This window comes from Dubosiella newyorkensis, from assembly GCF_001945605.1.
In the GTDB taxonomy this organism is placed as follows: domain Bacteria; phylum Bacillota_I; class Bacilli_A; order Erysipelotrichales; family Erysipelotrichaceae; genus Dubosiella; species Dubosiella newyorkensis.
The window spans coordinates 21,254-45,570 of record NZ_MPKA01000139.1 but is presented as its reverse complement, the minus strand read 5'-3'; the positions used below and the strand labels follow the sequence as shown (position 1 = coordinate 45,570).

Here is a 24,317-nt window from a genome sequence, read left to right as displayed (position 1 = left end):
AAGATATACAGGAGGTTACATTGATGAAAATTACAGTAGATTCGATCATCAGCGATCATGATCCGCTGATCCGGACAAAAAGCGAACCTGTGTCTTTGCCTCTTTCTAGCGAAGATCGAAAATTGTTAGAGGCGATGCTTACCTATGTGCGGGATTCGCAGGATGATGAAAAAGCGGAGGCGGAAAATTTGCAGCCGGCTGTCGGGATCGCGGCGATCCAAGTTGGCGTGCCTAAAAACATGATCGCGGTCGTCGTGCCGGATCCAAACAATGAGGAAGAAAATATTGAATTCGCGCTCGTGAATCCAAAGATCATTTCGGAATCGGTGCAGAACTCGTATTTAGAGCATGGCGAAGGGTGTCTTTCGGTCAAAGAAGAGCATCAAGGCTATTCGTATCGGCATGCGCGGATCAAGGTGAGAGCGTATGATCTTTTGCGGGATGAGTCGATCGTGATCAGCGCGTCTGGTTTTTTGGCGATCTGCCTCCAGCACGAGATCGATCATTTATCGGGGATCTTATATTATGATCGAATTCATAAGAATGATCCGTTCTTGAGCGATCCAGAAGCAGAAGTCTATTGAAGCTTCTGTTTTTTTTATGGTTTTAATGTATAATATGAATAGGTTTTTTGCTTAGAAAGAGGTCTTAAATGCCAAAACAATCAAATCAACATTCGGGGCATTTGACAAACAAGAAGACATATCATAATAAAAACCAAGTTCAAAAAGGCGACACGCTCATTTACGCGTTGGGTGGTCTTGGCGAAGTTGGTAAAAATATGTATTGCTATGAGTATGAAAACGAAATATGTATCGTCGATTGTGGGGTCTTGTTCCCTGGCGATGAACTTCTTGGGGTCGATTATGTGATCCCCGATTATCACCATTTGATCCGTATGAATAAGAAGCGGAAATTTCTCGTGATCACGCATGGTCACGAAGATCATATTGGTGGTATTCCATTTTTGCTCAAGCAAGTTCAGATCGACGCGATCTATGCTCCTCGGTTTGCCAAAGCGCTCATTCTAAAAAAATTAAGTGAACACAAAGGATTGGAAAAAGTTCCGATCATTGAGATCAATGAGGATTCTTCCATTAAGACTCGTTATTTTACGGTGGGCTTCTTTAATACGATCCACTCGATCCCGGATTCTTTAGGGGTCTTGATCACGACGCCAAATGGTTCGATCGTCCATACTGGCGATTTCAAGTTTGACTTGACGCCGATCGGCACGAATGCCGATTATCAAAAAATGGCGTATATTGGCGTGATGCAGCCAGATCTTTTAATGTCGGATTCGACGAATTCAGGGGTTGAGGAATTCTCTATTTCGGAAAAGGATGTCGCCAATGAGTTGTTGGAGATCATGCGCAACGCCAAGCATCGGATCATTATCGCGACGTTCGCTTCTAATGTCTATCGTGTGAATCAAATCATCGAGGCGGCTTTGAAATGTCATCGTAAAGTGGCTGTCTTTGGAAGAAGCATGGAGAATGTCGTGGATATCGGGCGTAAGATGGGTGTGATCAAGATCAAGAATTCGGATCTTCTTTCCCCAGACCAGCTTGCGCATACGCCAGATTCGGAGGTTTGTATTTTATGTACAGGTTCTCAAGGCGAGCCTTTGGCGGCTTTGTCTCGGATCGCTTCGGGCACGCATCGGCATATTCATTTGAAGCCAAGCGATACGGTCGTCTTCTCGTCTAATCCGATTCCTGGCAATACGGCTAGTGTCAACAAGATCATCGATAAGCTGTTCCGTTCTGGGGCGACGGTTTTGTCGCGTTCGGTCTTGACGAACCTGCATACGACGGGGCATGCTTCGCGTGAAGAGCAAAAGCTCATGCTTCAGTTGATCAAGCCTCGTTATTTTATGCCGATCCATGGCGAGTTCAAGATGCTCATGCAGCATCGGCAAACCGCTATCGATACGGGAATGGATCCGAATAAGATCTTCGTGTGCGCGAATGGAGATATTTTGATCTTGCGCAATCATGAGGTGCTTCAAAGCGACTGGCGTTATCAAGGCGATGATATCTATGTCGATGGAAACGATATTACGGGTCTTTCGACGGCTGTGTTGAAGGATCGTCGTATTTTGGCGGACAATGGTCTTGTGGCGGTCGTGATCGCGATCGATTCGAAGGAAAACAAGATCTTATCGCGTCCGATCATCGTTTCGCGCGGTTTCGTCTTTATTAAAGATTCGCAATCGCTAATCAAGGAGGCTGAATTTATCGTGAACGCTTCTTTGCAGGAAAAGATGAAGGAGAAAACGACGTTCTCGGAGATCAAGAATTGTATTCGTTCGACGCTTGAGCCTTTCTTGTATAAGAAGACGAAGCGAAATCCGATCGTCATCCCTGTGATCTTGAATTCAAAGCAGACGATGGAAGAGCTGACGAAAAAGCGGACGGCGCATGCGCGTTCCAAACGTCCGATCCATACAAAAAAAGAGCATATTGAAAGAGAAGAAAAATAATTCTTCTCTTTTTTATGATAAAATTTGGTGTATGACGAAACTACAGAAGATTTTATTTGTGATCGTTGCGTGCTTGAGCGTGTGTATGATGACGATTTGTTTCTCTTTGTATCGCGCGATCTATGTCGATCCCAATGAAGTGGTGATCCAATATAAAATGATCAAAGAAAAGAAAATCCCCGATGAAATGAAGGATGTTTCGATCGCGTATTTTACGGATCTAGAATATGGCGCTTTTGAAAATAAAGGGCGGGTGGATCGTTTGTTCAAAAAGCTGAACGATCTGCATGCGGATATTTTTATTTTTGGCGGCGATCTGCTTGCGGAAAATTATACGGTGAGCGAGGAAGCGAAAGCGGATATGATTGCCCGCCTTTCGGCGATCGACGCGCCGTTGGGAAAATTCGCGGTCCTTGGCGAACAAGATCTGATCAATGAAGAGCGCTTGCAGCAGGTGAATGATATTTATCATCAGGCGCAGTTCGAAGTTTTGAACAACACGAATCGGCTGATCACGAATCGATCTTCGCAAGGGATCGAGCTGATCGGATTGTATCCGGATCCAAATATGGAGCAGGCTTTGACGGGGATTGGGGATCAAACCTATAATTTATTAGTTTCTCATTATGCCGATCCTTTTTTAGATGATTCTTTGAAGGGGCATAGTATTTCGTTGGGGATCGCGGGCAATTCGCATGGGACCCAGATCATGTATCCGATTTATGGTGGCTATCGTAAATGGCCTGGCAATGAAAAGCTCAATCGGGCGGATGGTGCCAAGCTTTCTTTTCCTTATATGATTTCGAGTGGTACGGGGTGTATCAAAGTCAATGCGCGGCTCAATTCGAAGCCGGAAATCATTTATCTTGTTTTTTCTCGTTGATCTTCTTTTTTAACCAGCTTGGCTGGTTTATTTTTTTTATCTATTTTTCTTTTTTTATGGTATGATGTTCGTGTCAAGACAGGGGCGCCGAAAGGCTGAGATGCGTATGCGGTCCCTTCGACCTGATCTAGATAATACTAGCGTAGGGAGTCTCTATTTTTTTCCTACGCCTCGTAAACGGAGGTGTTTTTTTATGAAAAATCTATCGGTCAGAGAATTGGTGTTAATGGCGTTTTATGTGGCTTTGTTCATGGTGTTGGATACTTTTGTCAACGCGCTTCCTCTTTTTCAGATGCCTAATGGCGGCAGCTTGGGGATCTCGACGATCGCCTTGTTGATGGCAAGCTATCAGCTTGGCTGGAAGAAAGGGCTTGTGGTATCGATCTTGAGCGTGTTCGCTCAATTTGTGACAGGTCCAATGTACACGCCGAATTTGTTAGGTTTTTTACTGGATTACTTTATTGGCTTTAGCGTGTATGGTTTGGCGTGCTTGTTTCCTAATTTTGGGTATTTTTATTCGGGTGTGCTGATCACAAATTTGATTCGTTTTGTTTCGAGCACGATCAGCGGGATCGTTTGTTGGGAAACGCCATTGTGGGCTTCGATCACTTACAACGCTTCCTATATGTTGCCAACTCTGATCCTTGGTTTGGTTTTGGTTCCTTTATTGTATAAAGCTTTGGAGCCTGTATTGAAGAAAACGTTGAAAGCTTGAGTGGATCTCAAGCTTTTTTGCATCAAAAAAAGACCCTTTCGGGTCTTCGAATTTGGAAAGTGTTTTCCGACAGTCTATATTCGAATTGAAACGAAAACTGCAAGTTCCATTTTCTAAGCTGGCGCAAACATCCCCGTTATTAAATCCACGATTTCCCCTTATTGATTCCAATTCGATCTATATTTTTAATACACCAAGAACTCCCATGTCCAAATTAAAATCCACTCAATATTATTTAGGTAGACTGTCTTTGAAGGGCTTAATCTTAGAATTTAATCGTTTCGCTGTCTAGCTCTGTTAATAAACTACCATTTATATAGAGTATTCGCAATCCATAAGCCCCCTTATTTGTTATAGGTGTTATATAACTTTTATACAAGCAAACGGTCTTGTAGTGTGGTGATATCTTCTTGGCTGAGTTCGAGCGCTTCTTTCAAATAGCGATCGACGCTTCCGTAGGCGTCTTTGATGTTTTCATAGGCGATGTCTAGGTATTTCTTTTTGGCTTCGCACCAGGCATCGACTCCTTCTTTCCATTCGGGGTGTTTTTCGCACTTCAGCAGCAAGTCTTCTTTTTGCCCTTTTAAATATAAGGAGCTTTGTTCATAGTCTTTGTAGATGTCTTCTTTGGATACGCCTAGAGCGCTCAAGATCAGCATCGCGCCAATGCCGGTTCGATCTTTTCCTTGGGTGCAATGCCAGAGAAAGGCGCCTTCTTCGTGGTCGAGCAAGATCCGAAACAGCTTCTTATAGCAATTGATTCCTTGTTTGCTGACGACAAGATCTTCATAGAGTTTTTCCATGAGTTCTTTTGCTTCAAAGAGCGTGCCTGTGATGCCTTTTGCTTTTAGATCGTGCTGCAAAAGATCGAGTTCAGATAATTCTCGGGCTGTATCGTCATAATGCATGACGGGAAGCATGATCGGATCGGGTTGCAAAAGTCTTTCCGCTTCGGAGCGAAGGTCAACAATTGTTTTAAGATCGTATTCATTTAAGAGCGTTTTCTTGTCTTCTTTGGATGCTTTATGGAGTTCTCCGGAACGAATCAGCTTTTTTGGCAGGATAAAGCGTCCATCGGTAGTTTGCATGCCGCCATAATCGCGCGTATTGGGAAGAGAGCGAAGGCCAATGCGATGTCCTTTCAATGCGCCTGTATAGATCGATGGATTGCTTTTTTGAAGGGCTTCGTAAATCGAATCGACTTTATCTTTGTTGATTTCAAAGACATAGATATGGTGTTCTTTGCTGATAAGATAGAGTCCATTTTGATGATAGAACGCCCAGATGAGATCGGCTACTTGCAGTTGTTCTTTCTTTCCGTTATTTATATAGGTGATTCTTTCTAAAGAATGTTCTAAAGCCATACGATCCTCCCATTTAAATCGGTTATATTATACGCACTTGCTTAAAAAAAAGAAAAAGCCTTGCTTGATAAAGAAAGAAGAAGGACGCTTGATTTATCAAGGTCAAATTAATTTACTCTTATAATCCTTTATTTTAGAATGTTGACATTCAATAGGAGGTATTCACCATGAACAAAAAAGATTTTGAAGCCAACTTGAAAAAAGCGATTGGCCAAACAGAGTATGGAGATGAAGTCGTTGCCGATCTTGTAGAGCATTATGAATCCACTGGAAAATACGCTCAAAACAGTAAAGACCGCATCGATGATCGCATTGGTTCTTTAAAGGGCTGGGAAAAACGCCATAAAGAAAACGGCGATGAAAAAGCCGCTCAAGTAGAAGCCGATAAAATCGCTTTGTTGGAAAAAGCCTTAAAAGTCGTAGAAGACATGGAAAAATAAGGGATCGTTTGATCTAAACCAGCCTCGTGCTGGTTTTTTTATTAAAAAAAGACGTCAACTCAAGGAATGACGTCTAGAAAGAAACATGAAATTGATTATTTTTCTTTTTTTTACTACGCGTTCGTGATCGATTCACCGCCATCGTCTGGATTGACTTCGACTTTCATCACAAAATCGGATTTTGGCGCGTGACATAGTGGACATACAAAATCGTATGGAAGGTCTTCAAAGCTTGTTCCTGGTTCGATTCCTTTTGCTGGCAATCCTAATTTTGGATCATACATCCATCCACATACTGTGCATACCCAAACATCGGTCTTTGGTTCTAATTGAACTGCCGTATCGAATGCTTCCATCGCTTCAAGATCTTCTTTTGAATTGTCTTTGATGATTTTATCTTCTGCCATATTCTTATTCTCCTTTGTTCTATTTCTATTGTAGAAAGTTTTTAAGAAAAACGCATGATAGATGCTTAAGGATTCTAAATAGAAGCCGCCAAGCTAGGAGAGAAGAATCGTTGAAAATGATGAGTAAAAATGGCTACATCGACTGTCTGCAAAGAACTTGGGATGAACATGACTCCTACATTTACTGTCTATGCAGGTCGGCTGGGCTAAAAGCAACGTTTACCATTTAAAGTATTTGTTGATCCCTTTGCGCATTTCGGTAAAACCAGACTTCAAATACATTTCACAAACAGGACAGGATCATTCTGACCCGTTCAAGATCCGCGTGATTGTGGATATAAATCTTGCCTTTGGAAGAATTGATCAGACTGCCTGCTTTTCTTTTTGAAAAAGGAATCTCCGTAAATACAAGAGCAGTGGTGTTCAATATAGGGTAGCCACCTCCTATTTTCGAATTAAAAAATCGACCGGGGATAGGCCGATTCTTTTGAAGATCTTTTCATTTGCTATGGTCAAATTTTTCCTGATACTCATCAAGGGTATACATTTTCTGATCATCTATACTTTGGGTATTTTGAAAGGAACGAAAATAACCTGCTAAGATTCCCACGATAATCAGGATGAAAATAAGAATAGCAAAAATATGCTTTTTAGTTTTCATTGATTAAATTTATCTTATTTATTAGAGAAGTACGATTTATTGAGGATAAAATACAGCTGAACCGCTTTGTTGAAAATATCCATTTGAGAATGTAGCATAAACAACAATTCGGTCTCCCGAGAAAGATAGACTTGAGTCTACGCAAGGCCATCCGTTATAAGCAGATGGATGACCTAAGTAACACTTATCATATACGAATTGTGGTCTTCCACCAATTATTGCGGTTTCTGCATCGAGTGTAACTGTACCAAGTTGATTGCCGCTCGCATCATAGATATAGGAAGTATAGCGTAAATAACTCAATGGTGCGAGACCTAAATCCAAAGATGAATAGTCAGGCAAGATTATTTCATTGGAAGACATATCCTGAGAAAATGTTTTCATATATTCATCCAATGAATACATTCTCGTGTCTTCATTATATGGTTCTGCGTTTGTGGAAGTTTCCGGATTATCTGAAACTTCAGGATCTACCCTTTCGGTTGCAAAAATATGTTCGGAACTAAGAGAAACACAAAAAATAGTAGTTATGATTATTTGACTTATTTTTTTATAGTATTCATAATAGCTTTCCTTTTCTAACTATGGATCTCTGAAACCGGTATGAGAGATTTTCTGTTATCCAAATAATTATTTGTTAAATCTATTATAAATGACTATTTATTTATATCCAGCAATCAGGAACAACAGGTACTTATTTTACTTAACAGGTTGTAAATCGCTCAATAACAATTCTATTTTTTCTTTTTTATACTCTTCCAGTTTTTGATGCTGTATTTTTAAATGATATTTAGAAGCAAAATTATCATCAAAATCACAATCGAAGTTTTGAGTGGATAACGGAATGAAGCATTCAATTTTACGAAAAGATTTGTTGCGTTTACAAGTGATAATAATTGATTGATCTGTTTTAGTAATTCGTTTTTCTGCGCAATGAAGGAGATTATCAATCAAATGATAAAAAAAATCATATTGTTCCGATAAATTCATAAATTCAAAATCATTGATCGAAATTGTCGTTCTTAATTGAAATCCTGCCTGATGAATTCGAGGATGGAATTGCGTAATGATCGCATTGAAAACGTTTGATTCGGTAAGAATTCCATTAAATTCCTGAAATGTATTTTGTGCCAAGGATTCTAGTGTAGATATTGCTTCGCGTTCATTCCCTTCTTTTATTAAAGAGACAATTTTATTCTCTTTTTGTAAAAGTTCATGAACAAATGACATGTTTAATTTATGTTGCTGATTTAAAAATTCTATTTGATTTAGTAACTGTTTTTCTTTTTCCTTTTGAATTCCAAGTTCGGTTTCAATTTCCATTACAGATGTAAGTTTAGAGTGCAAAAAGGACAAGATGAAATTGGACACGACAAAAATGAGAAACAGTGCGATAACTATGCGTTGTGATTCCAGTACTTTGAAATAATCTTCTGCGTTTAAAAATAAAGCAAAAATAGAGAGTGGAAGAAATATAAAAATCCAGCTATAAGAAGGAAGCACTTTTTGATCAAACAACTGGAAAGTATGGACCAGTATTTTTATAAAACCCCAAAGAGTAAGAATCGCCAAAGCGAGCGTCAAAAAATATACATTCGTATATACCTCGTTTTGTGCATTAAAAGACATCTCGAATATAGATAATAATCCACCAATATATTTTGTAATACTTGCGATTGAAAAAAAGCAAAAAGCAATAGGAACAACTTTTGACCATGGAAGTTTAAACAGAAAGCGGTATAAGGCAATCGAAGCAAAAAAAACCAAGATTTCGTTCCAGGAGCTAAACATAGGAATATTTCCCAAATTCAAGAATAACCACAACCCTATAAGAAACAATCTGTTCTTTTTTATAGAAATGCTTGCGGATATAATTTCTTTTCCTATATAAAAAGCTATGACTAGATAAATAGTGTTGAACAAAAATAAAAATATCATTCGTAATCCTCGCATTGTAAATAGTTGATATAGTTCTGCAAAAAGCTTTTTCGATAATGGCGCGAAACCGGAACGGTTTGTCCATTGTGTAAATAAATGTCCTGTTTACCAATTGTTTGGATTGCTTTGAAATTGACAACAACAGACTTATGGGATTGATCAAAAGGCTGTTCTTTTAGTATTTCGATCCACTCGGATAATGAATGCTTCACGATACCTGATTTTCCGTTTTCTAATGTGATCTGTGTTTTTCGATTATATGCTTCAATAAAAAGAATCTGATGATAAAAAATCTTTCCTGGCTGAATTGTTCTTTCATAAAATCCCTGCTGATTTTTAAAATAATCATTCATGATCGAATCCATTTCGATAAAAAATTCAATTTTTTCTATCGGCTTAAGTAAATAACGACAAGCGTTGATTTTATATCCGGCAATTAGATAATCCTGAAAAGCAGATGTGATAATGATCCTAATGCGACAATTCATTGTTTTGATCTGCATCCCTATATCAATTCCGTTTTCGTCATCTAATTCAACATCCAGAAATAAGAGATCACAATCCTGAATTGAACGGAATACTTCATTTGAATGATGACAAATCTTTATGTCTTGAATCACAAGTTGTCTATACTCGCAATACTCGTTAAGTAAATGGGATAGATGATGAATATCATCAGGATTGTTATCACAGATTAATATTTTCATATTTTAAGCCCTTTCTAATTTTTGTTTATTATTAGAGTAACAAATATTAGACAGAATGAAAAGCTACGTCTTAGGAATAAAAACAACCTCTCATGCATAGGGTATAAATATGAAATGCCAGAAAATCATGCGATCAACTGGCACATTTCCTGATGAGAATGTTTTTTAGCGACCCAGATTTTTAGGGGATTCTTTCATAATCAGTATAGCTTTTATTTTGCGTACTTAATACAGCCACCGCGTTCTCTGCTCCTTGATTTACATCCGAAAGAATATCCTCATCTCTCCAATCAGCGGGATAAATATACGCTCTTTCGCCATCAAAATAAACCATTTCTTTTTCAATATCCGCTGGTGTTTCCAAATCAAAACATTGTTCTATCGTCCGTGGCACTAAAGCCATATCATACCGGAATCCATATCCTTGACGCGTGACATCATAGGTGCCATACGAAGCCACCTTTTCATCCTCGTCAACCATCAAAAACGTCACGATCCCATACCCTTTCGCGTTATAGTGGACTTCACTAAAATAATCTTTCGACTGAATATCCTGCGCTATCTCTTTCGAAAACTCGATCGTAGGAACACCGATAAAATTTGTTCCCTCATAAGAAACACCAAACTCGTTTTCCATATTTTCAAGTAAAAGATCGAAGTGCTCAAATGCCTCCTTCATCAAGGGAAGCTCGTCATAATCGACCTCATTTCCATGGATCGTCAAAGACCCTTCCTTGGTATCCGTACGATCAAACACGCCATTCAGATACTCATACACCCGATAAATCGTCTTAAATTGTTCAGCTTTATAGTCGGTGGAGCGCAACACAAATTCTTTCTCCGCCTTTAAATTGTCTCCATCGAATTCGCTGACCTCATACACGAATTCAACCGCTTTATCCTTTGAGGAATCTTCATTCATGCTCAAGCTCGTTTTCGTCTGGCGATCGTTTTCGTCTTCTGCATATTGGATCAAAAGACCAGGATATTCCGCCTCCACTGCATTCTTTCGATCCTGCAAGACGATCTTCCAAGAGGCGTCCTCAAATTTAAGCCCACCGATTTTCTTGGCAAGAATATCATACGTTTCTTTCCAAAAATCAAAGTCATCGTGCACCACTTCTTTTTTATTCGGAACAAAAATGATCAAGCAGCCAACAACGAAAACTATCATGATCGTCCATACGATCCATTTTTTTGATTTCTTCATATTCATCCTTTCTATCTCTTCTATTCTTGAAAAAAGCCATGCATCATTGAGCATGACTTTCCATTTTACAGGCTCGCTAAGACCAATGCGATCATAAGCAGACCAAGAATGACCGTTTTTTCGGCCGTAGTTCCCTTTTTTTCTGTCAATCTTTCCATAATGTACCTTTCTTGTAAGCGCTTGTTTTACAAATTATAGCACATATCCGAAAAGATTGATTCATTTTTTTATAATTATGTTTTTTTATTTTCTTGCTTCGATACAACGGTCAATAAAATCGATCAAAAAATCGATCGTTTCGTCCACCCCAAGCGTCGAAGACTCGATACACAAATCATAATACCGAGAATCATCCCATTTATTGTCGCAATAGTAATTATGATACATCTTGCGATTGCGATCCGTTTTTTTTGGTCAGCGCATACGCCTCTTTTTCATCGAGTTCAAACTCTTGCATCGTCCGCTCGATCCGCAAATCCATGCTCGCGTTCACAAAAATCGAAATCGGATCATATTCTTTCAAAATGCTTTCCCCACAATGACCAAGAACGATAAACGATTCTTTGACCCTCGCCTTCTCGCGCAAAAAGTCAAACTCCTTCATCGCGATATTGTCGATATTCGAATTCGTCAACCCCCGAACCGTTCGAGAACGGATCATCCAACGAGGCGCCTCATCGTATTGATTGATCCGGTCGATATCATAACTCTCATCGATCCCGATCTCGCTCAACATATTTTGATCATACAACGGCACATCATAATGGGCAGCCAATGCCCGCGAAATATCCCGACCCCCACTACCAAACTCTCTTGAAATCGTTATAATCATAGTCTCTTCCCTCTACACATACCGCACAAAAATACAAACCATCGAAATCATGACCACAAGCAACGTCGCCGTCACACAATATCTACAATATTTTCCCCATGAGATCGGATAACCCGCCTTCATCGCCACAGCCGTGCCCACCACATTGGCGCTTGCGCCAATCGGCGTGGCAGAACCACCAACATCCGTACCCATCGACAACGTCCAAGCCAATGTCGTCAAAGGAACCGATTGACTTTGCGCCAACATCCGAATGATCGGAATCATCGTCGCCGCAAACGGAATATTATCAACGACCGCGCTAGCCACAGCAGAAACCCATAAAATGACCAAAACCATCAAATAAATATTTCCATTCGACCAATTTGCAATCCATTCCGCCACGATTTCTAGAACACCCGTTTCTTCCAAACCGCCAACGACCACGAACAACCCCACAAAAAACAACAACGTCTTATAGTCGACTTGTTTCAGCAAATCTTTCGCCTGAGAGCCTGCGCAAACTAATGTGAGCAAAGCGATGAACACACCAATAAAAGCGACCGTCAAATGCGTATACGCATGCGAAACAAGCAAAACGATCGCAAGCAAAAAAATCAAAGTCGATTGAATAAAACACATCCTATTCAAGATCGCTTGAGATGGATCTGGAAAAGAGTCGATCTGTTCTAAATACGCTTCGCTCTTTTTTAATTTCTTCGCAAAACAAAACCAAAAGTAGAGTACGACAAAGAACAGCGAAATTCCAGCGATCATCCCCGTATTGTTTATAAAATCAGAAAAAGAATAGCCTAAAGCCGTTCCGATAATAATGTTAGGCGGATCGCCGCACATCGTCGCCGCACCCCCAAGATTCGCGCAAAAGATCTCCGCCAAGATCACAGGAACCGGATCAAATTTCAAAAGCTGCGCCAACTCGACAGTCACAGCCGCCAAAAACAAGATCACCGTGATACTATCGATAAACATCGCCAAGATGGCAGACATGATCATAAAAACAAAAAAAAATCCTTGTCGAACGATACTTGACGAGTTTCGCAAACCGCAAACAAAGCGAACGAAAGAAACCAGCCGAAGCTATCCCTTCCACCATGATCATCATTCCCGCAATGAATAAGATCGTCGCCCAGTTGATTCCTGAAGAAGACTTGGCACTTTCAGATGCCGAATACCAGAAATCTAAAGTAAAGATATTTTGAATGTTTAGCGTATACCATGCCGCCTGCCACGAGCGCAAACAAAAGCCAAACACGATCACCAAGACAGCCTCCCCACACCCTAAAGTAACGATGTGACGTTCAAACTTTTCCGTGATCACAAGGATAAACATGAACACAAAAAATAAAGCCTGCGACCCATGGCGCCAATGCTGCCAAACCCATAATCTTTCCTTCCTTCTTAATTACCACTTTATTTTAATTCTTTTTTAGAAAGTCTTAAGCCATTTTTTACCACAATAAAAGACCTGCTAAAAGAGCAGGCCTGCATTACTCGACAATTGGATCCGTGAGCGCTTCATGGATCTCTTGTTTTTCAACTTTTGTTTCTCCATGATGCGTAAAATCAGGATCATCTGGTTTATGTTTATATACGATCTTCAACAAGATCGGCGTGATGACCGTCGTGAATACGACACAAAGCAAAATCGGAGTGACAAAGAACTCGTTCAAGATCCCCAAGCTCATCCCTTTATCCGCAATGATCAAGGCGACCTCGCCACGAGAAATCATCCCGCATCCGATACGCAATGCCTGCGTAGGAGAATATCGACAAATCAGCGCGCCAAGACCACAACCAACGATCTTGGTCAAAACAGCCGCTACACACAAAATCAAAACAAGACCCAACATCGTCCACGAAGCTTGGATCGGCTCAAGCTTGAGCCCGATACTCGCAAAGAAGATCGGTGTGATCAACATATACGATAAAGTCCCGATCCGCTTCGTGACATATTCACATTGCGCCGTTCCAGAAATGATCAGACCACCAACAAAGCTTCCTGTAATATCAGCGACACCAAAGAACTCTTCCGCACAATACGCCATGATCAAAGCGAACGCGAACGATACGATCGAATACCGTTGGAGACCATGATTTGGATCATGACTAAACCACCATTTGAACACTTTATGCATTGCGATACCGACCACGATCGAGAACACAAAAAAGCCTAGGATCTTGAGCATGACCGTGCTGATCACGACAGAACTATCCGCCAAGGCGGTGACGAGCGTCAAGCAAATGATTCCAAGAACATCATCGATCACAGCAGCCGCCAAAATAACATTGCCACTCTCCGTAGACATGCAATGCATTTCCTTCAGCGTCTCGACTGTGATGCCGACACTTGTCGCGGTAAAGATGACACCAATAAACAAGTTTTCGATCCATGCAGAAGGTCCGACATTATAGATCATGCCGATCAAATATCCAACACTCAATGGAACAAAAACACCCAAAGTAGCGATCAGAAAGGCTTTCAACCCTGCTTTTTTTAAATCCGTGATGCTCGTTTCAAGACCAGCAGAAAACATCAGGACGATGACGCCAATTTCAGAAAGAGCAGAAATCAAATTGCTCGGTTCTACGATATGAAGAACCGCAGGCCCTAATACGATGCCCGCGATCAGAGCGCCCACGACACTTGGCATCCTCAATTTTTTCGAGAAGATCCCAAATGCTTTGGTGAACAACAAGATAATCGCAATATCGAGAAGATAACGGTAGCTTTCCATACTTTTCCTCCAATATTTACTTATTCTTTTCCATTAAACCACTAAAATATGTTTTTTGCTTGTCAATTGCAAAAAAAAAGAGGCTTTTCGAGCCTCTTAGAAAATTTTATTCTTATTTGAATAAGTTGTAGAACGCTTTCAATCCTGGATAACGAGCGATCGCAGTGGCTCCGCGTTTGTCGAGTTCGTCCTCGATACGGATCAAGCGATTGTATTTCGCGATACGGTCTGTTCTAGAAAGCGAACCAGTTTTGATTTGACCAGCGTTCAAACCAACAGCGATGTCGGCGATCGTTGTATCTTCTGTTTCACCCGAACGATGAGATACGATGCAAGTGTAGTTGTGTTCTTTCGCCAACTGCATCGCGTCGAATGTTTCTGTCAAAGTACCGATCTGGTTGACTTTGATCAAGATCGCGTTCGCGATACCTTTTTCGATACCTTCCGCAAGGATCGCAGGGTTCGTTACGAACAAGTCGTCACCAACCAATTGAACTTTCTTACCAAGACGGTCTGTCAATTTCTTCCAGCCTTCCCAGTCGCGTTCGCCAAGTCCATCTTCGATCGAGATGATTGGATATTTGTTGATCCATTCTTCGTACATATCGATCATTTCATCGCTTGTCTTGTTGCCTTGTCCGGATTTCTTCAATTCGTACATTCCAGTTTCATGATTATGGAATTCAGAAGCGGCAACGTCCATCGCGATCATGAGATCTTTTCCTGGTTCATAACCAGCCGCTTTCATCGCTTCTACAAGAAGTTCAAGTGGTTCTTCGTTTCCGTCTTTGCAGCTAGGAGCGAATCCACCTTCGTCACCAACGTTTGTATTATATCCTTTGTCTTTCAATACTTTCTTCAAAGCATGGAAAGTTTCGGCAGCCATACGTACAGCTTCCTTTTCGTTTTTAGCGCCAACAGGCATGATCATGAATTCTTGGAAATCAACTGTCGAATCCGCATGCGAACCACCGTTGATTACGTTGCACATAGGCACAGGAAGCGTGTTTCCGTTGAATCCGCCAAAGTAGTTGAACAAAGGCATTCCATAGAAATCAGCCGCAGCAAGCGCGCAAGCCATAGAAACACCTAAAGTCGCGTTGGCACCCAAGTTTTTCTTGAATGGAGTTCCATCAAGATCCAACATCGTTTTATCGATCAAGTTTTGGTCTCTAACATCCAAACCGATAACAGCTGGTGCGATGATCGTGTTTACATTATTGACCGCTTTTGACGTTCCCTTGCCACCATAACGGTTTTTATCTCCGTCACGAAGCTCCAACGCTTCTCTTTCACCAGTACTTGCCCCACTAGGCACCATAGCGCGTCCATAAGCGCCAGATTCGGTTGTAACTTCAACTTCAACCGTTGGATTTCCACGAGAATCTAAGACTTCACGTGCATATACATCCACAATAATAGGCATATTAAAATATCCTCCTCTTAGCCTTAAGCTACTAAAATTCTAACACTATGACCCCTTGTTTTCAATGTTTTTTAGAATGTCAAGCGCTTTCATTCAAGGCCGATCTCATCGGATAAGCGCCTCAAAATCGAGTCGATCGTTTTCTTAGACTCATCCACAAAAATACATAAATACGAGTCGATTCCTCTTTTTCTCAAAGAAGGAAGCCAATCAAAACGATCCTCCACTTCCCGTGAAAAGATCCGCATATTGCACGCCGAATCTCCCAATAAAGAATACGTTCGCCTGTCTTTTCCTTTCAACAGATAGTTATGCTCGTGGCATAACCGACACCCTATGCGCTTTCCATCGCTCAAAAGCGTATTGATCGGACAATGCTTCATCAACATCAGCCGCCTCTTTTGATAGAGACAAGGAACGATCGGAGGAATTTGATGATAGCGCGCCCTAAAGCCATCGATCATTTCAAGAAGCTGCTCTTTGCTCAATTCGTCGCTGACACCAATTTTCTCATACCCAAGCTCTATAAGCGCCGCGATCGCGTACGAATTCGAAACATTCATATTGAAAATGATAGGCCCCTTGCCCAAATGGCGGACCACGAATCCTTCATCCTCTGTAATACGGGCAAGCTTCTTGGCGCCAGACACATGCTCCGCGATCCATACGACATCCTCTTTTCCTTTTTGGTGCTCCTCTTCGATCTGGGCGAAGATCATTGGCGCATCTTGGATCGTGAAAGAATACGTGTACGGCCGCTCTTTTTCGATCGTAAAGCGCAAATGCGCCTCTTTTAAAGCGTCCAATCCTTCTTTTCGAAGAGCGTTCATCGCCTTGAGAGAAAAGAACACATCATCCGCCACATCGTATTCGATGCGGGAAAACCTAGCCCATGAAGTGTTGGTCTTCCGCATTTGTTTCTCGATCGTTTGTGGATCGCTCGCCTTCGATTTTGCCAATTGCGCCATTTCCTGGCTTTGAACTCGAACTGTATGCTTCCCATCGCTCAATTCGAGCACAAGAGGATGACCAACCCCTTGGCAAGATACTTTTCCAACAATCTCGATCTGACGATGATAGCTTTTCAAGATGGATTTGACCTCATCTTGAAGATTGGCGTCCACCGTCTTTTTGACATGGTTTCCTACTTTGACATGAAGTGGACCATCGATCGTGATCGTTTGATTTTTAAGAGCGCTATTTACAAGTTTTCCTTGCTTATTATAAATATAGTTGACATGACATCCTTCGCTCCAATTTTCCTTTTCAAAGCGGATCCCATCGTTTTGATGCAGATCTTCGATCAAACGAATCGTGATCTTTTTTCCTTTTACAGCAATTACTGTGCCGACCTTGATTCCGTGATGATTGCTCGCCTGCATTTCCATGAGCTCTTTACCGGTTTGATGGAACGCATGCCCCTTTGTGAATGTTCGATTGAAAGTGACTTCAAGCTTTTGATCGTCTTCTTTTGTGATCGTCTCGTGTTCGAGCGCCTTTTTGGTCGCCTTCACCGTCTCGTACACATATTCGGGCGATTTCATCCGTCCTTCGATCTTTAAAGAAGCCACCCCGATTTTTTGAAGCGCTTCTAGATCGTGGATCAATGAAAGGTCTTTTGGCGAGATCAAAAAAGAAGGGACATTCTTTTTCTCCTTCCCATCTTCTAGAAGGGTATACGACATCCTACATGGCTGGGCGCACTGGCCGCGATTGCCGCTTCTTCCATATTCAAGCGCCGAAAATTGACATTGTCCCGAATAGGAGATGCATAAGGCGCCATGAATAAAGACTTCGATCTCAATTCCAGTTTGTACGCACGCTTTGATTTGTTCGATCGTGCACTCCCTAGCTAGAACGACTCGAGAGACCCCTAGTTTTTTAAGCTGTTCGATCTGTTCAGGGGTCGATACAGAAAGCTGCGTCGAAGCGTGCAGTTCAAGAGCAGGAAGTCGATGATGCAATAGGTGCAACAAGCCAAGATCCTGAATGATCAAAGCGTCCACATTCATTTCATAGAGCGCTTTGGCTTGCTCGTACGCCTCTTCGATCTCATCTTCAAATAAGATCGTATTCATCGTGATATAGACTTTCACATTCATTAAATGCGCGCGCTCGATGATCTCCTTTGTTTCTTCCAATGTAAATCGGTTGGCGTACGCTCGCGCTCCAAATTGAGGCAAGCCAAAATAGAGAGCATTCGCCCCCGCCGCAAAAGCGGCTTCAAGCGACTCACGACTGCCGACGGGCGCTAATATTTCTGGTTGCATGATATCCTCCTTGAAACAAAAAAGAAGCCGGCTAGCGGGCTTCATGTTCTTCATAATACTTTTGGATCGCCTCGAATGTTTCCTCCGAAATCACATGTTCGATGCGGCACGCATCTTCTTGGGCGATTTCTTTTGGAACGCCAATTTGCTGAAGCATTTCGGAAAAGAAGACATGTCGCCGATAGGTGCGTTTCGCGACCTCTTCTCCATGTTCGCTTAAATATAAGCATTTATTCTTATCCAATTGAATCAAGCCCTGCTCGTTCATGATCTTGACGGCATGCGAGACGCTTGGCTTCGAAAATCCTAAATAGCTCGCCACATCGACGCTCCGCACTTGAGCAAGCTGATTCGATAAGACAAGAATCGCTTCAAGATAATCTTCGAGCGATTCTCCAAGATGCTCTTTCATCTTTCCTTTTTTTTCTGTATTCATATTTCTAATTTTAGATAAGACTAACTTGAATGTCAAACAGGAAACTGTCACGAAAAAAGACCGATCACTCGGTCTTTCTCTTTCAATGAATAAACAAATTAAGCGATTGCTTTCAAAGCTTTTTCTACGATCGCGATCTTAGCGGCTTCTTCATCAGCTTTTGCTGCGTCGCCTTCTTCACGATGTTTCTTTTCCCAACCTTTAAGTGTTCCTAGACGATCATCAAGGCGGTCTTTAGCATTTTGCGCATATTTTCCTTCTTCACCGAAGTTTGCTACTAAATCAGCGATTACTTCATCACCATATGCAGATCCACCGATAGCGTCAGTCAATACTTTTTTGAATTCATCTTTTGTCATGATAATTACCTACATTCCAAACGTAAAGTCTTTGTGATCCTCGGCCTGGTTCTGGAATGCTTTAACCTTTCATTTTCAATGTTTTAATCTATAAATTCAGGTCTGAGTTGGGCTCTTGATGTGCCTTGTTACTTTACATTCTCATAATACAAATATAACAATCAAAAAGACAGTGAAATGCAACATAAAATTTACAACTTTTTTACCGCCCCGATTTTATCGTTCATTCCGTCCCTTAGTATTATAAAAAATAATACATTTTAATTTTTAGAGCGGTTTGCTTTCTTGAAAAGCCTTCAAAAGCATTCCCGCGTCTAGCATCGTTCGTTTCGTCTCGCTTTGAAAACAGAACAAGACATTATTGCTCGCTCCGCAACAATTGCAGTCCTCCACGATCTCGAATACTCCTTCTTGTTCTTTCCAAAGAAATTTCTTTCCTTCATTTTTTTGACACAAAACGATCGCTTGTTGTTCTTGGTCCATAAAAACACCCTTTTTTAGAATACCGAAAAAAAGAAAAGAAGCGAAATCTTTCGCTCCTAATGTTTCGCCCGTTCTGCCTCTCTCCAATTGTCTTGGTATTTGCCTAGTAGATCTGTGAACCGTTTGGTCGTTAAATGCGGACGTGTGATGGCGCTGCCGACCACGACACTATGCGCGCCTAAAAAGATACACTTCATAGCGTCCTCTGGCGTATAGATATGCCCTTCCATCATCACATACGCTTCGTCTTGAAAGTCTTTGCACATTTTAGCGAACATCCGCATATCGGGCTCTTCGATATGCGCCGTCTCTTTTGTATAGCCATATAATGTTGGCGCCACGATATCCGCCCCATTTTCAATGGCGCGTCTCGCCTCTTCATAATTTGAAACATCCGCGAAAACGATCGCTTCCGGGATCTCTTGCTTGACTTGCTTGATCAAATCCCATGCTGGCTTTCCTTCATGGGTGATTTGCGCCGTGCAATCTAACGCGATGATCTCGGCGCCCGCCTCCCAGATCGCTCTAACTTCCTTTATCGTCGGCGTGATGAATACATCCGTATCGTCATGCCAAACTTTCCAAAGACCGATCATCGGAAGTTCTGGCACTGCTTCTTTGATCTTCTTGATCTGTTCAGGCGAGTTAGCACGTATTCCCACAGCGCCGCCCCAGCGAGCGGCTTCGGCCATTTTCACGACCATATCTTCCGTATAGATCGGATCATCTTTTTGAACTTGGCAGCTCACGATCAATCCGCCCTTCATACTTTCTAAAATCGCTTTTTTTCTTGCGTCGGTTGTTTTCATACGTTCTCTTTCTTTCCTTTCTCTTCATAGACGATCACATTTTCTGGCCGTTCCTCTAGTGGACAGGTATCCATATAAATATCTTGAAACGAATCAAGCTGTGCCCACGAACAGATCGCGCGCTTTCCGATCTTGGAAGAATCGACAAGAAGCCGGTTGTGTTTGCACCGTTTCAGCACTTCTTTTTTGACAGCTCCCACTTGGAAATCAAAAACGCTGACTTCTTTTCGTTCTAGATCGATCCCGTTCGTTGATAGAAATGCCAAATCAAAGTTGAACTGCTTCAACATCTCGATCGTCAAAGGTCCATAGCTCATGTCGCGGCCAAGGCCAAACTCGCCACCGAGCAAATAGATCGTTCCCGGAAATGTCACGGAGAGTTTTTCTAAAAAATACGTGTTCGGCGTGATGATCGTCACTTTCATGTTCGCGATCTTTTCCGCCAAAAACAAAGGTGTCGTCCCTCCATCGATATAAATGCAGTCTCCTTCTTGGATCGTTTGCGAAGCCATTTTACATATTTCTCGTTTTTGAGAAGCGTGCAGATTTTCTTTGGTCCGGATCGCGGCTTCATTGGCACTCGATACGGTCGCCGCCTTTTCTTTTAACATCGCCCCTCCTCTTTCTCGGATGACGATGCCTTGATTTTCTAATTCGATCAGATCCCGCATGGCGCTTGAGCGAGACACTTCAAAGCGTTCCATGATCTCTTTGACCGAAACAAACGAATTTTTCTCGATCATTTCTTGGATCAATTTTAGTCGTTGTACACTGATCATCTATCCACCTACTTTCACGAAGACGCCTTTCTTTTTTCCTAGCTCGATATATGGTTTGAGCTGTTCTTTATCCATCATCGGCTCCTCTTGATATAGATATAAGCGATCGAGCTGCTGCCATTTATTGGCGCCAAGAGGATGAAAAGGCAAAAGATCGACTTCTTGGATCCCGTATTCGCGAGCAAAATCGAGGACGGCTTCGATCGTTGGTCGATCCGCGTTGAATCGAGGAATGACAGGCATGCGAAGAATCACTTTTTCGGGATAGTGCTTGGCTAAATATTGAAAGTTCTCGATCACTTCCGCTCCATTTGCGCCTGTGATCTGTTCTAGCTTTTCTAGATCTAAATGTTTGAAATCCATTAAAAACAAGTCCACATCCTCAACGACTTGCTTTAAAGAGCTGAGCGGGTAGCTACCCGTGGTTTCAAGAGCGATATGATAGTTTTCCTGCTTGAGCTTTTTTAAGAGTGTTTTGACTTCCTCAAGCTGAAGCATAACTTCCCCGCCAGAAAGAGTGATGCCCCCATGACTTTCTTCATAAAAATCTCGATCTTTGGCGACGATGCTTTGCAGCTCCTCGATCGAATACTCTTTTCCTGAAAATGTGATCGCATCATTCAAACACGCTTCTTCGCACTTACGGCATTGATCGCATTGTTTTTTTTGAAGCCTCCACTTTCCGTTCTCGATTTTGATCGCTTGTTTTTGACAAACGATTTGGCAACGAGCGCATTGAGTGCATTTTTTTGGATCGTGAAGCAATTCGATCTCAAAATTCCAGGTTTCTGGATTGGCGCACCAAGGACAATGCATATGACATCCCTTAAAAAAAAGAGTCGTTCGGATGCCTGGTCCATCGTGGGTGGCGAATCGTTCAATATTGCTTAATCTAATCATACAATGTCCGGCTCAGCAGTTCTTCCTGCACATCTTTTCCTAAATTGACAAACACCGCGCTATAGCCTGCGACTCGAACGATCAAGTCAGGATAAAGTTCTGGATGGATCTGGGCGTCTTCGAGAACGCCTCGATCCACGACAGTGACCATGAGCTGGCAGCCTCCTTTTTTAAAATACGTTTTGAAGAGCGCTTTGACCTTTTCTTGATCTTCATGCATCATGCGAGGCGTGAATTTGATGTTTTGCACGCTTCCCCCATGGTATTTGGCATCAAAGCGAGCCAGAGAATTCAATACGGCCGTCGGTCCATTTTTTGAATTTCCGCCTTGTGGATTGTTGGCTGGATTCATGTAGACTCCTTTTTTTCGTCCATCGAGAGAAGCGTGTGTCTCATGTCCCCAATCCGTATTGGTCTGGTTGTTGGAAATCACGATCAAATAATAATCCATCCCGTGATCGATTCCTTTTTGACGGATTCCTTTGGCAATATATTCAAATAGGTCGTTGGCAAGTTCATCGCAATCCATTTCATCGTTTCCATACTTAGGTAGCGCCATGATTTCTTTATGGAGTTTTTCATAGCCGGCAAAGTTGGCAAGAGCTGCTTCGTTGAGTTGATCGAGCATATATTTTTTTTGGTCAAAAACGAGTGTCTTGATCGTATAGAGCGCATCGCTCGCGTTGATATTCCCATACGTTTCGTTGGTACCGCCAACGATTTCGACACCACCATCCAAGAGCGCTTTTTTTCGTCCAAGACAATCGTCCATCAAGATTGAATTGAATAGAAACGAAACTTCTTGATTCATGATCGTGTAGCTGTGCTTTTGCGCTTGAACGCTCAATTCAAAATAGTAGTCGAGCAACCTTTTGTATTGGTCATAAAACTGATCGAAGGTTTGAAAGGAAGCAAGTGGTTTGACTTCCACAGGTCCTGCTTTATAGATCCCATCCATCGGATCGACGCCTTGATTGAGGGCGAGCTGCAAGATCTTGACGAGATTGAGCAATGTATTCGGTGTTCCGATGCTTTTTCCTTGGATGACGAATTCGCCACATCCAAATGGAACATATTGTTCAGCGATCTCCTCAGATACACGCATGGCGTATTGGACGGCTGGGACGTTGACATCATCGTTGTAAAGTGTAGGATAGGTGGCTCCCGAAGCGATGCAATCATAGGCCATATCCAAGATTTCAGGGTCGGTGTCATGGTCGAAGCGGAGCGTGAATTGGGGCTCGACATAGCGGGTGTTTTTGCAAACGCGTAAACAAAGTTTGGTAAATAGATCGCAGGCCTCTTGATCTTTGCGGCCCTTTCCGCCGACAATGATGCGGCCATTGACGGTCGTCCTTCGATTCTCGATCATTTTCCATAACGATCGAATCAAGTCGTACGCTTCTTCTTCGCTGATCTCTTTTGTTTCAATGTCTCTTTTTAAAAATGGACCAAGAACGATATCCAATCGGCCATAGTTGATGCATCCAGCGCATAGCGCGTACAGCCAGAAGAGCTGGAGGGCTTGACGGAAGGTGGCTGGCTTGTGTTCTAACAAATAGGCTAGATCGTCCTGCATTTGTTCGAGTTGTTTGATGCGTGACTGTTCTTTGTTTTTCTTCGCTTGTTCGCATAATTCGATTTGAGCTTTGATCACGTCTTTGAAAAGAGCGAGAGCTTCGATGCAGCCATGAATGAACGGATCCTCTTGATCGTTTTGGATAGAATGGAGGATGCCATTGATTCCTTGAGTGACCAGTTTTTGATAATCGAGAATCATGCCAGATAGGCGAGCGGTCGCCATAAATGGATAGGTGCAATCGATAAAGCGTCCAGTCGTCGTATCGTTGAGGATATCTTGACAATAGAGGGTCTTTACATCGTGGTCTTGCCAAAAATCGTAGAGCGCATCGACGCGAGCCCATTCACTTTGTGGAAGCTCTTCTTTGAATGCCCGCAACTTATGAAAGACGCAATAGTGTCCCACGCCCCCTACGCTTGTGACAGCGCCAAAGCCGATCGGCAAAAAATCAAGTCGTCCTGCGATCAGATCATCGTCTTCGATCGAACGAAACAAGATCGGATAGATCGTTTTAAGACATTCGATTTCCCGCTTCGCTTTAGGCGCGTCTATATACTTTTGATAAGTCCGCGTATAGTTTTCCATGATTTCCAACTGTTGTTCGATTGGCTTTTCACAAGGGATCTTCTTAGAGATCTCAACGTTTTGCACGCCATCGATATTGATTTTTGCCATGTATCGTATCCTCTTTCTTTCTGTCTTCACTATAAGTATTTCTCGGACCAATTGCAAGTGATTTTTATTCTTTTTTGTTCAATTTGATTCATATTTATTCAATTTTCGATTGTCCCTTTTTTTATTTTATAAACTGTCCCCTCTGTATACTTTTTTATTTACGATTTTGTATATTTTTTAAAGAGCAATTCTTTGTTACGATAAACGCATATCAAAGGAGA

At 41.9% G+C, this 24,317-nt stretch carries 25 protein-coding genes and 1 riboswitch; of the genes, 5 read left to right on the top strand and 20 right to left on the bottom strand.

The window, feature by feature from the left end; all coding sequences use genetic code 11:
- Positions 1-23: 23 nt before the first annotated feature.
- The 4 genes from def (at position 24) to BO225_RS11660 (ending at position 4,083) form a co-directional block, all read left to right on the top strand.
- Positions 24-584, top strand: a complete 561-nt coding sequence (gene def / locus BO225_RS11675; protein WP_076342370.1) for a peptide deformylase — start codon at positions 24-26, stop codon at positions 582-584.
- Between the two features lie 68 nt (positions 585-652).
- Positions 653-2,485 carry a ribonuclease J gene (locus BO225_RS11670; RefSeq protein WP_076342369.1) on the top strand — a complete coding sequence of 611 codons (1,833 nt, stop codon included), beginning with the start codon at positions 653-655 and terminating at the stop codon, positions 2,483-2,485.
- A gap of 31 nt (positions 2,486-2,516) precedes the next feature.
- Complete coding sequence (locus BO225_RS11665; RefSeq protein WP_143356848.1) at positions 2,517-3,368, top strand: metallophosphoesterase; 852 nt, start codon at positions 2,517-2,519, stop codon at positions 3,366-3,368.
- Between the two features lie 70 nt (positions 3,369-3,438).
- A riboswitch (TPP riboswitch) is annotated at positions 3,439-3,534 on the top strand.
- A gap of 27 nt (positions 3,535-3,561) precedes the next feature.
- The gene (locus BO225_RS11660; protein ID WP_076342367.1) at positions 3,562-4,083 is read left to right on the top strand and encodes an energy-coupled thiamine transporter ThiT; all 522 of its coding nucleotides are present in this window, start codon (positions 3,562-3,564) and stop codon (positions 4,081-4,083) included.
- A 371-nt stretch (positions 4,084-4,454) separates the two neighbouring features.
- Here the strand turns inward: BO225_RS11660 and BO225_RS11655 are convergent, their stop codons facing one another.
- A complete protein-coding gene (locus BO225_RS11655) occupies positions 4,455-5,447 on the bottom strand; it encodes a tyrosine-protein phosphatase (RefSeq protein ID WP_076342366.1) in 993 nt (330 codons plus the stop codon).
- A gap of 167 nt (positions 5,448-5,614) precedes the next feature.
- Here BO225_RS11655 and BO225_RS11650 point away from each other — a divergent pair, with 167 nt between their 5' ends.
- Positions 5,615-5,887, top strand: a complete 273-nt coding sequence (locus tag BO225_RS11650; protein WP_076342365.1) for an FRAT-87 protein — start codon at positions 5,615-5,617, stop codon at positions 5,885-5,887.
- 113 nt (positions 5,888-6,000) lie between these two features.
- Here the strand turns inward: BO225_RS11650 and BO225_RS11645 are convergent, their stop codons facing one another.
- From BO225_RS11645 to BO225_RS11565, 19 genes are all read right to left on the bottom strand, one after another.
- Positions 6,001-6,294 carry a rubredoxin gene (locus BO225_RS11645; RefSeq protein ID WP_233120337.1) on the bottom strand — a complete coding sequence of 98 codons (294 nt, stop codon included), beginning with the start codon at positions 6,292-6,294 and terminating at the stop codon, positions 6,001-6,003.
- A 697-nt stretch (positions 6,295-6,991) separates the two neighbouring features.
- Entirely contained in the window at positions 6,992-7,339 is a 348-nt protein-coding gene (locus BO225_RS11640) for a hypothetical protein (protein WP_143356847.1), read from the bottom strand.
- A 315-nt stretch (positions 7,340-7,654) separates the two neighbouring features.
- Complete coding sequence (locus BO225_RS11635; RefSeq protein WP_076342363.1) at positions 7,655-8,893, bottom strand: hypothetical protein; 1,239 nt, start codon at positions 8,891-8,893, stop codon at positions 7,655-7,657.
- A complete protein-coding gene (locus BO225_RS11630) occupies positions 8,890-9,600 on the bottom strand; it encodes a LytR/AlgR family response regulator transcription factor (protein WP_076342362.1) in 711 nt (236 codons plus the stop codon). The genes BO225_RS11635 and BO225_RS11630 overlap by 4 nt, the downstream gene beginning before the upstream one ends.
- 181 nt (positions 9,601-9,781) lie before the next feature.
- Positions 9,782-10,810, bottom strand: a complete 1,029-nt coding sequence (locus BO225_RS11625; RefSeq protein ID WP_143356846.1) for a hypothetical protein — start codon at positions 10,808-10,810, stop codon at positions 9,782-9,784.
- A gap of 243 nt (positions 10,811-11,053) precedes the next feature.
- On the bottom strand, positions 11,054-11,197 hold the full coding sequence (locus BO225_RS12930; protein ID WP_143356845.1) for a nucleoside/nucleotide kinase family protein: 144 nt from the start codon (positions 11,195-11,197) through the stop codon (positions 11,054-11,056).
- Positions 11,187-11,642, bottom strand: a complete 456-nt coding sequence (locus tag BO225_RS11620; protein ID WP_083632209.1) for a cytidylate kinase-like family protein — start codon at positions 11,640-11,642, stop codon at positions 11,187-11,189. The genes BO225_RS12930 and BO225_RS11620 overlap by 11 nt, the downstream gene beginning before the upstream one ends.
- A 12-nt stretch (positions 11,643-11,654) precedes the next feature.
- Positions 11,655-12,635 carry an ArsB/NhaD family transporter gene (locus BO225_RS11615; protein WP_198936150.1) on the bottom strand — a complete coding sequence of 327 codons (981 nt, stop codon included), beginning with the start codon at positions 12,633-12,635 and terminating at the stop codon, positions 11,655-11,657.
- On the bottom strand, positions 12,598-12,978 hold the full coding sequence (locus tag BO225_RS12570; RefSeq protein ID WP_198936149.1) for an SLC13 family permease: 381 nt from the start codon (positions 12,976-12,978) through the stop codon (positions 12,598-12,600). The genes BO225_RS11615 and BO225_RS12570 overlap by 38 nt, the downstream gene beginning before the upstream one ends.
- Before the next feature lie 151 nt (positions 12,979-13,129).
- Positions 13,130-14,377 (bottom strand): cation:proton antiporter, encoded by a 1,248-nt coding sequence (locus BO225_RS11610; protein ID WP_076342360.1) that lies wholly within the window; start codon positions 14,375-14,377, stop codon positions 13,130-13,132.
- 112 nt (positions 14,378-14,489) lie between these two features.
- Complete coding sequence (gene eno / locus BO225_RS11605) at positions 14,490-15,803, bottom strand: phosphopyruvate hydratase (RefSeq protein ID WP_076342359.1); 1,314 nt, start codon at positions 15,801-15,803, stop codon at positions 14,490-14,492.
- 89 nt (positions 15,804-15,892) lie between these two features.
- Entirely contained in the window at positions 15,893-18,073 is a 2,181-nt protein-coding gene (locus BO225_RS11600; RefSeq protein ID WP_076342358.1) for a peptidase U32 family protein, read from the bottom strand.
- A 31-nt stretch (positions 18,074-18,104) separates the two neighbouring features.
- Positions 18,105-18,509, bottom strand: a complete 405-nt coding sequence (locus BO225_RS11595; protein ID WP_233120336.1) for a metal-dependent transcriptional regulator — start codon at positions 18,507-18,509, stop codon at positions 18,105-18,107.
- A gap of 98 nt (positions 18,510-18,607) precedes the next feature.
- A complete protein-coding gene (locus tag BO225_RS11590; protein WP_076340869.1) occupies positions 18,608-18,868 on the bottom strand; it encodes an FRAT-87 protein in 261 nt (86 codons plus the stop codon).
- 267 nt (positions 18,869-19,135) lie between these two features.
- Entirely contained in the window at positions 19,136-19,351 is a 216-nt protein-coding gene (locus BO225_RS11585) for a hypothetical protein (RefSeq protein ID WP_076342357.1), read from the bottom strand.
- 56 nt (positions 19,352-19,407) lie between these two features.
- Entirely contained in the window at positions 19,408-20,160 is a 753-nt protein-coding gene (locus tag BO225_RS11580) for an N-acetylmannosamine-6-phosphate 2-epimerase (protein ID WP_076342356.1), read from the bottom strand.
- On the bottom strand, positions 20,157-20,939 hold the full coding sequence (locus BO225_RS11575; RefSeq protein ID WP_076342355.1) for a DeoR/GlpR family DNA-binding transcription regulator: 783 nt from the start codon (positions 20,937-20,939) through the stop codon (positions 20,157-20,159). The genes BO225_RS11580 and BO225_RS11575 overlap by 4 nt, the downstream gene beginning before the upstream one ends.
- The gene (locus BO225_RS11570; RefSeq protein ID WP_076342354.1) at positions 20,940-21,839 is read right to left on the bottom strand and encodes a glycyl-radical enzyme activating protein; all 900 of its coding nucleotides are present in this window, start codon (positions 21,837-21,839) and stop codon (positions 20,940-20,942) included. It lies immediately after the preceding gene.
- Positions 21,832-24,096: a pyruvate formate lyase family protein gene (locus tag BO225_RS11565; RefSeq protein WP_076342353.1), complete on the bottom strand. Its 2,265-nt coding sequence runs from the start codon at positions 24,094-24,096 to the stop codon at positions 21,832-21,834. The genes BO225_RS11570 and BO225_RS11565 overlap by 8 nt, the downstream gene beginning before the upstream one ends.
- Positions 24,097-24,317 lie beyond the last annotated feature (221 nt).